The following is a 14,095-nucleotide window of genomic DNA, read 5'->3' as shown; positions in this document are numbered from 1 at the left end:
TCACTTAAACGTCTAAGTTTTTAACGTATTTTGCATTTTCTTCGATAAAGTTACGGCGTGGTTCAACATCGTCACCCATTAAAATATGGAAAGTTTCGTCTGCTACCATCGCATCGTTTAATGTAACTTGCAGCAATGTCCGAACATCTGGATCCATTGTTGTGTCCCATAATTGTGTTGCGTTCATTTCTCCTAACCCTTTATAGCGTTGAATATTCGGTTTTGGCGTTGGAGATAAGTTTTCAAGTGCTGTTTTTAATTGTTCGTCTGTATAAACATATTCAATGTGCTTGCCTTGTTTGATCTGGAACAATGGTGGCTGGGCAATATAAATATAACCAGCTTCAAGCAATGGACGCATATAACGGAAAAGGAATGTTAATAGCAACGTACGAATGTGCGCTCCATCGACATCGGCATCTGTCATAATAACGACTTTATGATAACGCGCTTTTTCAAGGTTGAATTCTTCGCCGATTCCTGTACCTAATGCTGTAATGATATTACGAATTTCTTCGTTAGTCAGAATTCGATCAAGACGAGCTTTTTCAACGTTCAAGATTTTTCCGCGCAACGGTAAAATTGCTTGGAAATGACGATCACGACCTGATTTTGCTGATCCGCCAGCTGAGTCACCCTCAACAATGTAAATTTCACTAATTTTTGGATCACGCGATGAACAATCAGCAAGTTTACCTGGCAGACTTGATACTTCAAGAACTGATTTACGACGTGTAAATTCACGCGCTTTTTTAGCAGCCATACGTGCATGAGAAGCCATAATCCCTTTTTCAACAATTTTCTTTGCAACGGTAGGATTCTCTAATAAGAATCGATCAAACCCGCCAGAGAATAAATTATTAACGATGGTGCTGACTTCCGTATTGCCAAGTTTAGTTTTTGTTTGACCTTCAAACTGTGGATCTGGGTGTTTGATAGAAATGATTGCAGTCAATCCTTCGCGCACGTCATCTCCAGTTAAATTAAGATCTTGTTCTTTCAACAAGTTCTTTTTACGAGCATAGTCATTAACTACGCGTGTCAAGGCCGTTTTAAATCCAGATTCGTGTGTTCCGCCTTCGTGTGTATTAATGTTGTTAGCAAAAGAAAAGATATTGGCTGCATAACCTGCGTTATATTGCATCGCAACTTCAACAGTAATGCCGTCTCTTTCAGCTTCAACAAAAATAGCTTCTTCATGAAGTGGATCTTTTGATTTATTTAAATGTTCGACGTACGATTTAATACCGCCCTCGAAATGGTAATTTTTTTCTTTTTCTTCGCCTTCGCGCTCGTCTTTCACAACGATTTTCAAGCCACGGTTTAAGTAAGCAAGTTCACGCAAGCGATGGTCTAAAATATCAAATTCATAGACGGTAGTTTCTTTAAAGATTTCCGCATCTGCTTTAAAACGAATCGTCGTCCCTGTGTGATCTGAATCTCCAATCACTTTCAGTTCTTCGATTACCGCTCCGCGTTCAAATTTAATATAATGTCTTTTTTCGTCACGATTTACATATACTTCAGTTGTTTCAGACAAAGCGTTTACTACAGACGCGCCTACCCCGTGAAGACCACCGGATACTTTGTAACCGCCGCCGCCGAATTTACCGCCTGCATGAAGTACTGTCATAATAACTTCTACTGCTGGACGGCCCATCTTTTCTTGCATACCAACAGGAATTCCACGTCCATTATCTTCTACACGAATCCAGTTGTCTGGTTCGATAGATACACGGATTTCTGTACAATGACCAGCGAGTGCCTCGTCGATACTATTATCAACGATTTCCCAAACTAAATGGTGTAGCCCTCTTGCTCCTGTAGATCCTATATACATACCTGGTCTTTTACGAACAGCTTCTAATCCCTCTAAAACTTGAATCTGACTCGCTTCATATGATTCTTGTAGACCTTTTTCTTCCATAGCCATTCCATTCACCTGCTCTTTCTAACGCATTTCATAATCCTGCCTATTTACAATCAAAGGTATATCGCTATATTAAAGTGTTTTATTTAGTTACAGTGCCCTGTGAAACTTCGAAAAGACGCGCATTTTGAATTGTTTCATGTTGAATACCTTCAACGCTTGTTGTAGTGACAAAGGTTTGGACAGAACCTTTAATGGTATTCAATAGATGAGATTGTCGGTAATCATCTAGTTCAGACAATACATCATCGAGCAACAGCACAGGTGCTTCGCCAACTTCTTGTTTGATCAGCTCAATTTCAGCTAATTTTAACGATAAAGCAGTTGTGCGTTGCTGTCCTTGTGAACCATAAGTTTGAACATCGTAACCATTTACAAAAAACTGCAGTTCATCGCGGTGTGGACCCACAAGTGTGACGCCCCGCTCTATTTCTCTTTTACGAACTTCAATCAGTTTCTGCTCTAAAAAAGACGCCATTTCCTCAGGCGTCCATTCAGGCTTTAAACCGCTAATCGGTTGATAGCGGATTTGAAGTTGTTCGAGCCCCCGAGATATGCCGTGATGAATCGGTTCAGCCCATTTTTGCAAAAGCTCCATAAACTGATACCGCTTGCGGATAATTTTGACAGCTGCTTCGATAAATTGTTCCGTATACACATCGAACATGACGTCATTAATCGTTTGTTTTCCATAATGTTGTTTCAATATATGATTTCTTTGTTTAAGGAGTTTTTGGTAATTTACTAAATCGTGCAAATAAACCGGAGAGATCTGCCCAATTTCCATATCGATAAAACGTCTGCGTACTTGTGGACTTCCTTTTACAAGGTGAAGATCCTCAGGAGCAAACATCACAACGTTTAATTGGCCAATATAATCACTCAGTCTGCGTTGTTCTAAATGATTGACTTTTGCTTTCTTCCCTTTTTTTGACAAGGTGATTTCAAGCGGGAGTTTGCCGTATTTCCGGAAAACATCAGCTTTAATTTTACCATATTCAGCATCCCAGCGTATCAATTCCTTGTCATTAGAAGTGCGATGCGATTTTGCCATAGACAAAACATACAAAGATTCCATGATATTGGTTTTGCCTTGTGCATTTTCACCAATAAAGACATTAATCTCTGGAGAAAACTCCAGTTCTAATGATTCATAGTTTCGATAATTGACGAGCTCAAGGCGGTCAATCCGCATCGAAGCTCATGCCTTCAGCCGTCATGATACGAAAATCTCCAAACCCTGGAATATTTACAAGATCGTTTGCACGCAATTTGCGTCCTCTGCGATTTTCAGCTTCACCATTTACAAAAACTTCGTGTTCACTTAAAAACCATTTTGCCATTCCGCCTGAACTTATTGTGTCCGTCATTTTTAACAATTGCCCTAAAGTTATATATTCAGTCTCAATCCCGATTTCTCTCAAAATGCACTCATCCTTCGATTCATAGTCTATCCCTCTATTTTACCCTATTTCAGCTAGAAAGTAAAAAAGGATAGCCTATATGGCTATCCTGAGGGTGCGTTTTGTTTTTAATATGTTCGGACAGGAAGAATCAACTGTAAAATCGAGTCATCTAATGCTGATTTCAAAATGAATGGACGCATAGCTCCAGTAAATTGAATAACTACATCTTGTCCATCGATGGCTTTTAGTGCATCCATCATAAATTTAGCACTAAATGAGATTTTCAGTTCTTCTCCTTCAATACTTTGCGCTTGCAATTGCTCTTCTACTTTCCCTACTTCAGGTGAATTAGATGAAACTTCAACATCGCTGCCTTCTTTTGCAGAAAAGCGTACAACATTATTGCGTTCTTCTCGAGCTAACAAAGATGCTCGATCAATTGCTTGTAGAAGTGAACGTCCGTTTACAGTAACCGTTGTTTTGTACTCCGCTGGAATTAAACGGCTTGTATCTGGATAGTTGCCTTCTAATAGACGAGAAAAGAAAAGAATATGTTTTGACTTGAACAATACTTGTTGATTTGTCATCACGATTTCAACAGCTTCAGAAGTGTCATCAAGGATTTTATTGAGCTCAGTTAAGCTTTTCCCTGGAATAACAACGCTATACTCCCCTTCTGGTAATGTTTCAAGTTTTGTTTTACGTCGAGCTAGGCGGTGACTGTCTGTTGCGACACAAATCAGTTCTCCATCTTTAACTTCCCAATGAACACCTGTTAAAACAGGACGTGTTTCAGAACTAGACACAGCAAATACCGTTTCACGGTTAATTGTTTTTAACAAATCTGCTGGAATGGTAAACAAACGATCGTCTTGAATATCAGGCAATTGTGGATAATCCATTGCATCCAAGCCGATCAAATGGAATTCTGATTTCCCTGAACGGATATGAGTTTGGAAATTCCCTGTAATTTCAATTTCAACTTCGTTTGTCGGTAACTTACGAATAATTTCTCCAAAAACTTTAGCTTGAAGAACAATACTTCCTCCATTAGTAACTTGGATGATTTGTTCTCCATCTTCTTCTGCTGGAATAAATGTTTGGATCGTGATATCGGAATCACTTCCTGTTAATCTCATTCCTTCTGAAGAAACATCCATTTTAATCCCCGTTAAAATCGGAATGGTTGTTTTTGAACTTACTGCTTTCATTACATCGTTTAATCCTTCAACTAATCGCTCACGTTTTATCTCGAATTTCATTCTCGAACCTCGCTTATATATATATTTTATTTAAGGGCTTTTAAAGTAATAGTAGTAGTAGGGCCTGTGAATATGTGGATAAGCCTTAAAAAGTCAATAAAAGCAGTTTATCCACATGTAGACAGCCTGTGCATAAACTGCTTGCTGATTTATGGGTTTATCCACAATCATTTTTACTTGCCAAGCGCACTTTTGATGTCCTTGACGTCTTGTTGAAGCTGTTGATTATCTAGTAGCATTTTAGAAATTTTATCGTGGGCATGAATAACCGTGGTATGGTCACGGCCCCCAAATTCTTCGCCGATTTTAGGCAGCGAGAAATCCGTCATCTCACGTGCCAAGTACATAGCAACCTGGCGTGGATAAGCAATATCTTTTGTCCGGCGTTTTGTTTTAAAATCTTCTAATTTTACGTTGAATTGCTCACCGACAGCATTTTGAATGTCCAAAATTGTAATAACTTTTGGTTTTGAGTTCGGCATAATGTCTTTTAACGCTTCTGAAGCAAGTTCTGCGCTCATATCGCGGTTGATCAAAGAAGAATAAGCCACAACGCGAATCAACGCGCCTTCAAGTTCACGAATATTCGAGTCAATCGAATTAGCAATATAGGTCATTACATCATTCGGAATATCAAGACCATCTGCTTTTGCTTTTTTACGTAGAATCGCTATACGTGTTTCCAGATCCGGTGGCGTAATATCAGTGATTAAGCCCCATTCAAAGCGTGAGCGGAGCCGATCTTCTAGTGTTGGAATTTCTTTTGGCGGCCGATCACTCGAAATAATAATTTGCTTAGACTCTTCATGCAAGGTATTAAACGTATGGAAAAATTCTTCTTGTGTTTGTTCTTTGCCCGCTAAAAATTGAATGTCATCGATTAAAAGAATATCGACACTTCTATATTTGTCGCGGAATTCACCTGTTTTATTGTCACGAATTGAATTGATAAATTCGTTCGTAAATTTCTCCGAAGATAAATAAACGACTTTCGCGTTTGGATTGTGTTCAAGGACATAATGTCCTATTGCATGCATTAAATGTGTCTTGCCAAGTCCTACTCCCCCATAGATAAACAGCGGGTTATAAGCTTTCGCTGGCGCTTCGGCCACAGCCAAAGATGCGGCATGTGCGAACCGGTTTCCTGAACCAATTACAAATGTATCAAAAGTGTATTTCGGATTCAGCATGCCAGGTAAAAACTCGTGCTGCTGCTCTTGTCCCGGTTTAATACGAGGCGCAGGAAGTTGAAAATCATCCATATCCTGATCTTTAGGCACAACAAATTTAATCATCATATCATCGCCGGTAGTATCGGATAAAATTCCGGTGATCAAATGCACGTAATGGTTTTCTAACCAATCACGAGCAAAAGAATTAGGCGCTGAAATAGTGACTGTATCATCCTGGTAGGATAAAAGCTTTGTCGATTTTAACCACGTTTCAAAACTCGGTTTGGAGATTTTGGTTTCAACTTGGGCTAAGACACTCGACCATAATTCGTCTAAGTGTTCCAATAGCTCGTCTCCTTTATATTTAACGATATTTTAAAGTATACCATACACAAAATCACAGCTTGTGGATAACATTGATAAACAAGCTGGTGAATAACTGTCCACACCTTACCCACAATTTGTGGATAACTTATTTAGATGGAAAATTGTTAACAAGTGAAAACAAGTTAATGTTACCAAAAAAGAATAGACAATACAAGAAGTTCTTTAAGTTATCCACATAATCTTTTTTCTTCACAATTAATCTATCCACAGGGGGTTTGTATGTTAAAAAACTGTAGATAAGGCATGTGGATAAATATTTTTAAGAAAAAAAGAATAAACAGGAGATTAAGAGAAAAAAAGAAGAATTGTGTATAACTTGATCAAAGCGGAGGAGAGCGGCTTGGGGTATTTTTTTCATGAAACATTGACATTTATACGCGTAGACCCTTATAATGTACAGGACTGTCTTTAGAAAATAGTTAACTCTCAATATAGGAGGTGTCATATATGACATTACGCACATACCAACCAAATACACGTAAGCATAGCAAAGTACACGGCTTTAGAGCACGTATGAGCACAAAGAACGGACGTCGCATTATCGCAGCTCGTCGCCGTAAAGGAAGAAAAGTATTATCAGCTTAAGTCCACTGACCGCATCAGTGGTCTTTTTTTTTCTTTTTTGCTCGATTTGAGCCAAAAAGTAGTAAATTAAGCAGGTGAAAGAATGAACAAAGATCAACGGATCAAGAAGAACAAAGAGTTCCAACATATCTTTAAAAAAGGTAAATCTTTTGCGAATCGACAGTTTATCGTATATGTATTGAAAAGCGAGCAACCCGAATTTCGCATAGGACTTTCTGTCAGTAAAAAAGTTGGAAACGCAGTAGCACGTAATCGTATTAAACGGTACATACGGCAAACTTTCTTGGAATTGAAAGACGATTTATTGCCAAATGCGGACTACATTATCATCGCCCGACCACAGGCGGCCACATTAGATTTTCATGAAAGCAAGAAAAGCCTCGAACATGTATTGAAAATTGCTCGTACATTACCGAGAAAGTAGAAGATTGCACAAAATAGATGTTATTATAGAAGTAATTTAGATTAGTTTGGGGGAAAAAAGGTGAATAAGAAATTAGTTTTGCTCTTTTCACTGATTGCAGTTACTTTGCTGCTTTCTGGCTGTACAGAGTTTGATCAGCCGATCAGTGACCAAAGTGAAGGTTTTTGGAATGAGTTTATTGTTTGGCCATTAGTTTCAACGATCACATATTTTAAAGGCTTATTAGGAACTTACGGTTTTGGGATTATCGCAGTAACCATTATCATTCGATTGGTCATGTTGCCATTAATGATCAAACAAACGAAAAGTTCAAAACGTATGCAAGAAGTACAACCTGAACTTGTTAAACTAAAAGAAAAATACAAGTCTAAAGACGCTGTAACGCAGCAAAAATACCAAAAAGAAATGATGGCCTTGTTCCAAGAAAAAGGCGTTAACCCAATGGCAGGTTGTTTACCTGTATTGATTCAAATGCCAGTACTAATTGGCTTCTATCATGCAATTAGTCGTATGAATAATACCCCTGAAATCGATTTGGGAGCATTTCTTATTTTCCCACTTGCTGAACCGAGTATTATTTTGGCAGTTATTGCCGGATTGATGCAATTTATCGTTTTACGTACGGGACCAGCGATGGACAATCCTCAAATGAGAATTATGATGTATTTCATGCCGGTTATGATTATTGGATTCGGTATTGTATTACCTTCCGCTCTAACATTGTACTGGGTTATCGGAAATATCATTTCACTTATCCAAAACTTGGTAATTTACCGTCCGTGGGAGAAAAAAGAGGTACAAGAGCCTGTTAAAACGAAAGCAGGAGGGGCTAAAAAGTGAAACAGATTACGCAAACGGGTTTAACTGTTGAAAACGCGATATCTGAAGCATTAGAAAGACTCCAAGTTACACGTGAAGAAGTAAGTATTAACATAATTCAAGAAGAGAAAAAAGGATTTTTCGGTTTTGGTGCCAAAAAAGCTGAAGTTGAAGTTACAATTATTGAACCAGCTGCCTCTTCTAAACAAGAGGCTCCGTCAGAATCCGATGCTGAAATTCTTGAAACACCTATTGAAGAGGAAAAGGAGAAAGTTCCTGCTCTTTCAAATGAAAAAGCAATTCAAGAAACAAAAAATTACATTTTATCAATCGCCAAAGACATGAAAATTGATGATTTATCAATTACTCATGAACAAAGAGGCAATAAAAAAGTAAATTTTTACCTTGAAAGCGAAAAAGTGGCGATGTTGATCGGAAAAAGAGGTCAAACTTTGAATTCTCTTCAACAATTAGCTCAGCTTGTGGCCAATAAATATTCAAATCAATTTATGATGATTCAATTAGATGCTGAAAATTATCGTGAACGTCGTCAAGAAACGCTGGAGCAGCTAGCGGATCGTATGGCGGATAAAGCAATTCGTACGGGTGGTCGTGTTCAATTTGAACCAATGCCATCTTACGAACGCAAAGTGATCCATCAAACATTATCAAGACGTTTAGACATTGATACGCATTCTGAAGGCAAAGATCCTAATCGATATCTTGTCATCGAACCTCATAAATAAGAAAACCCGCCATGTAGGCGGGTTTTTTTATGCCAAATTAACGAAATTTAGCAATATGAAGCACTGTGTCTTTCGATTTCAAGTACTTTATGCTATTGTAGTATGTTAGAAAGCCATGTGCATTTACTGGTTGTCCACATGTGGACAACTTTTTTTAAGCAAAAAATAAAAGGATGACTATATATTTTTGTTATCAAGCTGCTCTACTGCTCTGATTGTTATCCACAGAGCGGAATGTGCTGCTTTTCTTAAGAGGAGGGAACATCATGGAATTCGACACAATCGCTGCCATATCGACACCGAGCGGAGAGGGAGCAATCGCTATAGTCCGCTTGAGCGGACCTGAAGCTGTTGCAATTGCAGACAAGCTGTTCCGGGCTCCAAGCAATAAAGCATTAGCTGCTCAAACAACGCATACAATCCATTATGGACATCTTGAAGATCCGGCGACTGGTGAAATAGCGGAAGAAGTTATGGTATCTCTTATGAAAGCGCCTAAAACCTTCACCCGCGAAGACGTTATTGAAATCAACTGCCATGGTGGAATTGTTTCGGTAAATCGAGTGCTTGAATTGGTATTACGTGCAGGAGCAAGACTTGCTGAACCGGGTGAGTTTACGAAACGAGCATTTTTAAATGGCCGAATCGATTTGTCTCAAGCAGAAGCGGTTATGGACTTGATTCGTGCAAAAACGGATCGTGCCATGGATGTTGCACTCAATCAAATGGAAGGCAAGCTCTCGAAGCTAATTGGCACATTGCGTCAAGCCTTACTTGAGTCAATTGCTCAAATGGAAGTCAATATCGATTACCCAGAATACGACGATGTGGAAGAGATGACACGTCCGATTATGCTGGAAAAATCAAAATGGGTTCGTTCTGAAATTGATAAATTGTTGCAAACATCCTCGCAAGGGAAAATTTTGAGAGAAGGGCTTTCAACCGTCATTTTAGGGCGTCCGAACGTTGGGAAATCTTCTCTTTTAAATAGTCTGGTTCAAGAAAATAAAGCAATTGTCACAGAAATAGCAGGAACTACCCGTGATATAATAGAGGAATACGTGAATGTCCGTGGTGTTCCATTGCGTTTAGTTGATACGGCAGGAATTCGTGAAACAGAAGATATTGTCGAGCGAATTGGTGTTGAACGGTCAAGAAAAGTATTAAAAGAAGCTGATTTGATCCTTTACGTGTTAAATTATGCAGAAGCACTAACTCACGAAGATGAACTGTTGTTTGAAACGGTGAAAGATATGGACTATATTGTCGTAATCAATAAAACCGATTTGCCTCAGAAAATCGATTTAGAAAAGGTGCAGAAGCTAGCTGGAGATAAATTGCTAGTGACAACTTCATTAGTTGAAGAAGAAGGAATTGATCAGCTTGAAGAAGCGATTGCTGCCTTGTTTTTCAAAGGAGAAATAGAAGCAGGGGACATGACCTATGTATCCAATGTGCGCCATATTGCATTGTTGCATCAGGCACATAAAACCATTTCAGACGCTATTGAAGCCGCTGAAATGGAAGTTCCCGTAGATATGATTCAAATTGATGTTACTCGAACGTGGGAACTTCTTGGTGAAATCATTGGAGATACCGCAGATGACGGCCTCTTAAACCAATTATTCTCTCAGTTCTGTCTAGGGAAATAAAACTCGAAGGGAATGAACGAACATGCCACAATACGAAGCAGGCACGTTCGATGTCATCGTTGTAGGAGCCGGACATGCAGGAGCGGAAGCTGCTCTTGCGTCTGCGCGAATGGGTGCTAAAACGCTTGTTTTGACGATGAATCTGGATATGATCGCATTTATGCCGTGTAACCCATCTATTGGTGGACCAGCGAAAGGCATTGTTGTACGTGAAATAGACGCACTTGGCGGAGCCATGGGACGCGTGATCGATAAAACACACATTCAAATGAGAATGTTGAATACAGCTAAAGGACCTGCTGTTCGCGCACTGCGCGCACAAGCAGATAAAGTACTTTACCAACAAGAAATGAAACGCTTGATGGAAGAGTCACCGAATTTAACATTGCATCAAGGAATTGCAGAAGAATTGATCGTTGAAGATGGTAAGATCCAAGGACTTATCACTCAAGTAGGCGGAATTTACCGTGCAAAATCAGTTGTTATCACAACAGGTACTTTCTTGCGTGGTGAAATTATTATTGGAGATCTACGTTATTCAAGTGGCCCCAATAATCAACAACCATCCATTAAATTGGCAGAAAACTTGGAGAAGCTTGGCTTTGAAACAGTTCGTTTTAAAACGGGAACGCCTCCACGTGTAAATAGCAATAGCATTGATTACAGCAAAACGGAAATTCAACCAGGCGATGATGTACCGCGTGCGTTTGGTCATGAAACGACGGAATACATTACAGATCAGCTGCCATGCTGGTTAACCTATACAAATGAAAAAACTCATCAGATTATAGATGACAATCTTCATTTGTCACCAATGTACTCAGGAATGATTAAAGGAACAGGTCCACGCTACTGTCCTTCAATCGAAGACAAAGTGGTTCGTTTTAACGATAAGCCGCGTCATCAGATCTTTTTAGAACCAGAAGGCCGTAATACGCGCGAGGTTTACGTACAAGGCCTTTCAACGAGTTTGCCTGAACATGTCCAGCGGAAGCTAATAGAGTCCGTTCCAGGGCTCGAGAAGGCGGAAATGATGCGTGCTGGATATGCTATTGAATATGATGCAATTGTTCCGACGCAATTATGGCCAACACTAGAAACAAAACAAATTGTGAATTTGTACACAGCAGGTCAAATTAATGGAACGTCTGGTTACGAAGAAGCAGCGGGACAAGGTTTGATGGCTGGAATTAATGCTGCAGCAAAAGTACTAGGAAAAGAAGAAGTAATATTGAGCCGCTCTGACGCATATATCGGTGTATTGATCGATGATTTAGTCACAAAGGGAACAAGCGAACCTTATCGTCTGTTAACATCTCGTGCTGAATACCGCTTATTACTTCGCCATGATAATGCTGATATTCGTTTAACAGAATTAGCGTATTCAATTGGCATGATCACTGAAGAGCGTTATGTGAAGTTTCTTGCTAAAAAAGAGTGTATTGAAGAAGAAATCAAACGTTTAAGAAGCATCATGATCAAGCCAAATGAAGCAACCCAGCAAGCGATTCGCGATGCAGGGGGCAGTGAATTAAAAGATGGCATTCGTGGAGCGGATTTGTTGAAACGTCCAGAAATGACATACGACATGATTTCTAAACTGACAGCTTCATCAATAGAGCTTGAAAATGAAGTAAAAGAACAAGTCGAAATTCATATTAAATATGAAGGTTACATTGAGAAATCGTTGTTACAAGTCGACAAACTCAAAAAAATGGAAAACAAAAAGATTCCAGATAATATCGATTACCACGCAATCTCTGGAATTGCGACCGAAGCACGAGGCAAGCTAGCAGAAGTTCGACCGTTGTCGATCGCGCAGGCGTCACGCATCTCTGGTGTTAATCCGGCTGACATATCCATCTTATTGGTGTATATTGAACAAGGAAAGATTGCAAAAATCTCTGTTTAACGCAAAACAACTAAAGGCATAAGCTAGACAAAAGAATGGACTGGCTCACACCAGTCCATTTCTTAATTTACATAAAGATTAAGAAAGAGGGAGGAAGCTAGTTTGAATGAACAACAGTTTAAAGATGCCCTCAATGAAAAAGGGATTGTCTTAACCGAAAAACAACTCGAGCAATTCCGAATCTATCATAAGGAATTAGTTGAATGGAACGACAAGATGAACCTGACGGCAATTACAGAACAATCGGCTGTGTATTTAAAGCATTTTTATGACTCTATTACTGCGGCATTTTACTTAGATTTCACAAAACCGATGAAAATTTGTGATGTAGGTGCCGGTGCAGGATTCCCCAGTATCCCACTAAAAATCTGTTTTCCCCATATTGAGGTTACGATAGTGGACTCTTTGAACAAACGCATTCAATTTTTGCAGCACTTGAGTGGTGAACTTGGACTTTCTAAAGTTCAATTTATACATTCTAGAGCAGAAGACTTTGGACAATCTGCTCATCGTGAAAGCTATGACGTCGTAACGGCCCGTGCAGTAGCACGGTTATCGGTACTAGCTGAATTATGTGTGCCACTTGTTAAAAAGGGCGGGGTCTTTGCAGCGATGAAAGCAGCAACGGCTTCAGATGAATTAGATGATGCAGAAAAAGCATTACAAAAACTAGGTGTAAAGCTAGAAGCCGTTCACTCTTTCTTACTACCGGTAGAAGAAAGCGAGCGTTATATTCAGGTATTTAAAAAGTTTAAAGAAACACCAAAGAAATATCCACGGAAAGCTGGAGTTCCAAACAAGTCACCAATCGCTTAATGTTTCACGTGGAACATTAAGCGAGCAGTAAAAGTGATTGTAGATTCAGTGATAAAGTGAGCTTGTAAAAGGTGGTGCTTGAGGATGAAAAGTCCTTTTTCTCGTTTCTTTGGAGGCGGAGATAAAGCAAATGATACAGCAAAGAAGGAAACAGCAGAACATCAGGCGTCAGAACAAGTCATTAAACTGCCGCTCGATAAAATACATGCAAACAAATATCAACCGAGAACAATTTTTGATGAAGAAAAAATCGAAGAACTTGCCCGGACGATTCATGTTCATGGGGTCATTCAACCGATTGTAGTCAGAAACTCTGGAAATGAAGGCGAATATGAAATCATTGCCGGTGAACGACGTTTTCGTGCAATGAAATCGCTCGAATGGACAGAAGTACCGGCTATTATTCGTAACTTGAGCGATAAAGAAACAGCATCTATCGCTTTAATCGAAAATCTTCAACGTGAAGAACTTACTTCAATAGAAGAAGCACATGCTTATCGTAACTTGCTAGATATACAAGAAATTACGCAAGAAGCTTTAGCACAACGCCTGGGTAAAGGTCAGTCGACAGTCGCGAACAAACTACGTTTGTTAAAATTGCCTGAAGAAATTCAGACAGCGCTACTTAATCGATTGTTAACAGAGCGGCATGCAAGAGCATTATTGCAAGTAAAAGACGCAGAGCAACAAAAGAAATTGTTTGATGAAACCATTGAAGAAAGTTTAAATGTAAAGCAGCTAGAAGCGAAAGTGATCAAATTACTTTCAACAGAACCTAAAAAGCCAAAAGCACGAAAAAAAGCCTTTAGCAGAGATATGCGCATTGCGATGAACACGATTAAAGAATCTTTAAGTATGGTTTCTAAAAGTGGCATTGATTTGACGACAGAAGAAGAAGAACACGAAGAATACTACCAAATCACAGTGAAAATTCCGAAGAAAAAATAACGAAAAGCTCTTTCCCAGATTGGAAAGAGCTTTTTT

13 protein-coding genes are annotated in these 14,095 nt (G+C 39.2%); 8 read left to right on the top strand and 5 right to left on the bottom strand.

The features are described from left to right. Positions 1-4 precede the first annotated feature (4 nt). From gyrB to dnaA, 5 genes are all read right to left on the bottom strand, one after another. Positions 5-1,933 carry a DNA topoisomerase (ATP-hydrolyzing) subunit B gene (gene gyrB, locus PLANO_RS15265; RefSeq protein ID WP_038705272.1) on the bottom strand — a complete coding sequence of 643 codons (1,929 nt, stop codon included), beginning with the start codon at positions 1,931-1,933 and terminating at the stop codon, positions 5-7. A gap of 79 nt (positions 1,934-2,012) precedes the next feature. Then, positions 2,013-3,125 (bottom strand): DNA replication/repair protein RecF, encoded by a 1,113-nt coding sequence (recF, locus tag PLANO_RS15260; protein WP_038705271.1) that lies wholly within the window; start codon positions 3,123-3,125, stop codon positions 2,013-2,015. Continuing rightward, entirely contained in the window at positions 3,115-3,354 is a 240-nt protein-coding gene (yaaA, locus tag PLANO_RS15255; RefSeq protein ID WP_038705270.1) for a S4 domain-containing protein YaaA, read from the bottom strand. Before yaaA ends, recF begins: the two co-directional genes overlap by 11 nt. A 107-nt stretch (positions 3,355-3,461) precedes the next feature. Next, positions 3,462-4,598: a DNA polymerase III subunit beta gene (gene dnaN / locus PLANO_RS15250; protein ID WP_038705269.1), complete on the bottom strand. Its 1,137-nt coding sequence runs from the start codon at positions 4,596-4,598 to the stop codon at positions 3,462-3,464. Positions 4,599-4,771: 173 nt separating this feature from the next. Further along, a complete protein-coding gene (gene dnaA, locus PLANO_RS15245) occupies positions 4,772-6,115 on the bottom strand; it encodes a chromosomal replication initiator protein DnaA (protein ID WP_038705268.1) in 1,344 nt (447 codons plus the stop codon). A gap of 489 nt (positions 6,116-6,604) precedes the next feature. On the opposite strand from dnaA, the gene rpmH reads away from it, so the two are divergent. The 8 genes from rpmH to noc all read left to right on the top strand — a co-directional run bounded on the left by rpmH (position 6,605) and on the right by noc (position 14,059). Continuing rightward, complete coding sequence (gene rpmH, locus PLANO_RS15240; RefSeq protein WP_038705267.1) at positions 6,605-6,742, top strand: 50S ribosomal protein L34; 138 nt, start codon at positions 6,605-6,607, stop codon at positions 6,740-6,742. Positions 6,743-6,824: 82 nt separating this feature from the next. Beyond that, entirely contained in the window at positions 6,825-7,166 is a 342-nt protein-coding gene (rnpA, locus tag PLANO_RS15235) for a ribonuclease P protein component (RefSeq protein WP_038705266.1), read from the top strand. Positions 7,167-7,226: 60 nt separating this feature from the next. Continuing rightward, a complete protein-coding gene (yidC, locus tag PLANO_RS15230) occupies positions 7,227-8,006 on the top strand; it encodes a membrane protein insertase YidC (protein ID WP_038705265.1) in 780 nt (259 codons plus the stop codon). After that, the gene (jag, locus tag PLANO_RS15225) at positions 8,003-8,731 is read left to right on the top strand and encodes an RNA-binding cell elongation regulator Jag/EloR (RefSeq protein WP_038705264.1); all 729 of its coding nucleotides are present in this window, start codon (positions 8,003-8,005) and stop codon (positions 8,729-8,731) included. The genes yidC and jag overlap by 4 nt, the downstream gene beginning before the upstream one ends. A 266-nt stretch (positions 8,732-8,997) precedes the next feature. Further along, the gene (gene mnmE, locus PLANO_RS15220; protein ID WP_038705263.1) at positions 8,998-10,383 is read left to right on the top strand and encodes a tRNA uridine-5-carboxymethylaminomethyl(34) synthesis GTPase MnmE; all 1,386 of its coding nucleotides are present in this window, start codon (positions 8,998-9,000) and stop codon (positions 10,381-10,383) included. Between the two features lie 22 nt (positions 10,384-10,405). Next, positions 10,406-12,295, top strand: coding sequence for a tRNA uridine-5-carboxymethylaminomethyl(34) synthesis enzyme MnmG (mnmG, locus tag PLANO_RS15215; RefSeq protein WP_038705262.1), 1,890 nt, complete (start codon positions 10,406-10,408; stop codon positions 12,293-12,295). A gap of 102 nt (positions 12,296-12,397) precedes the next feature. Next, the gene (gene rsmG / locus PLANO_RS15210; RefSeq protein ID WP_038705261.1) at positions 12,398-13,111 is read left to right on the top strand and encodes a 16S rRNA (guanine(527)-N(7))-methyltransferase RsmG; all 714 of its coding nucleotides are present in this window, start codon (positions 12,398-12,400) and stop codon (positions 13,109-13,111) included. Between the two features lie 84 nt (positions 13,112-13,195). Beyond that, positions 13,196-14,059, top strand: coding sequence for a nucleoid occlusion protein (noc, locus tag PLANO_RS15205; protein ID WP_038705260.1), 864 nt, complete (start codon positions 13,196-13,198; stop codon positions 14,057-14,059). The last annotated feature ends 36 nt before the right edge of the window (positions 14,060-14,095 follow it).

Origin of the sequence: Planococcus sp. PAMC 21323, from assembly GCF_000785555.1 — a bacterium.
Classification (GTDB): domain Bacteria; phylum Bacillota; class Bacilli; order Bacillales_A; family Planococcaceae; genus Planococcus.
The sequence above is the reverse complement of the archived record's forward strand: the minus strand, read 5'-3'. Positions and strand labels throughout refer to the sequence as shown.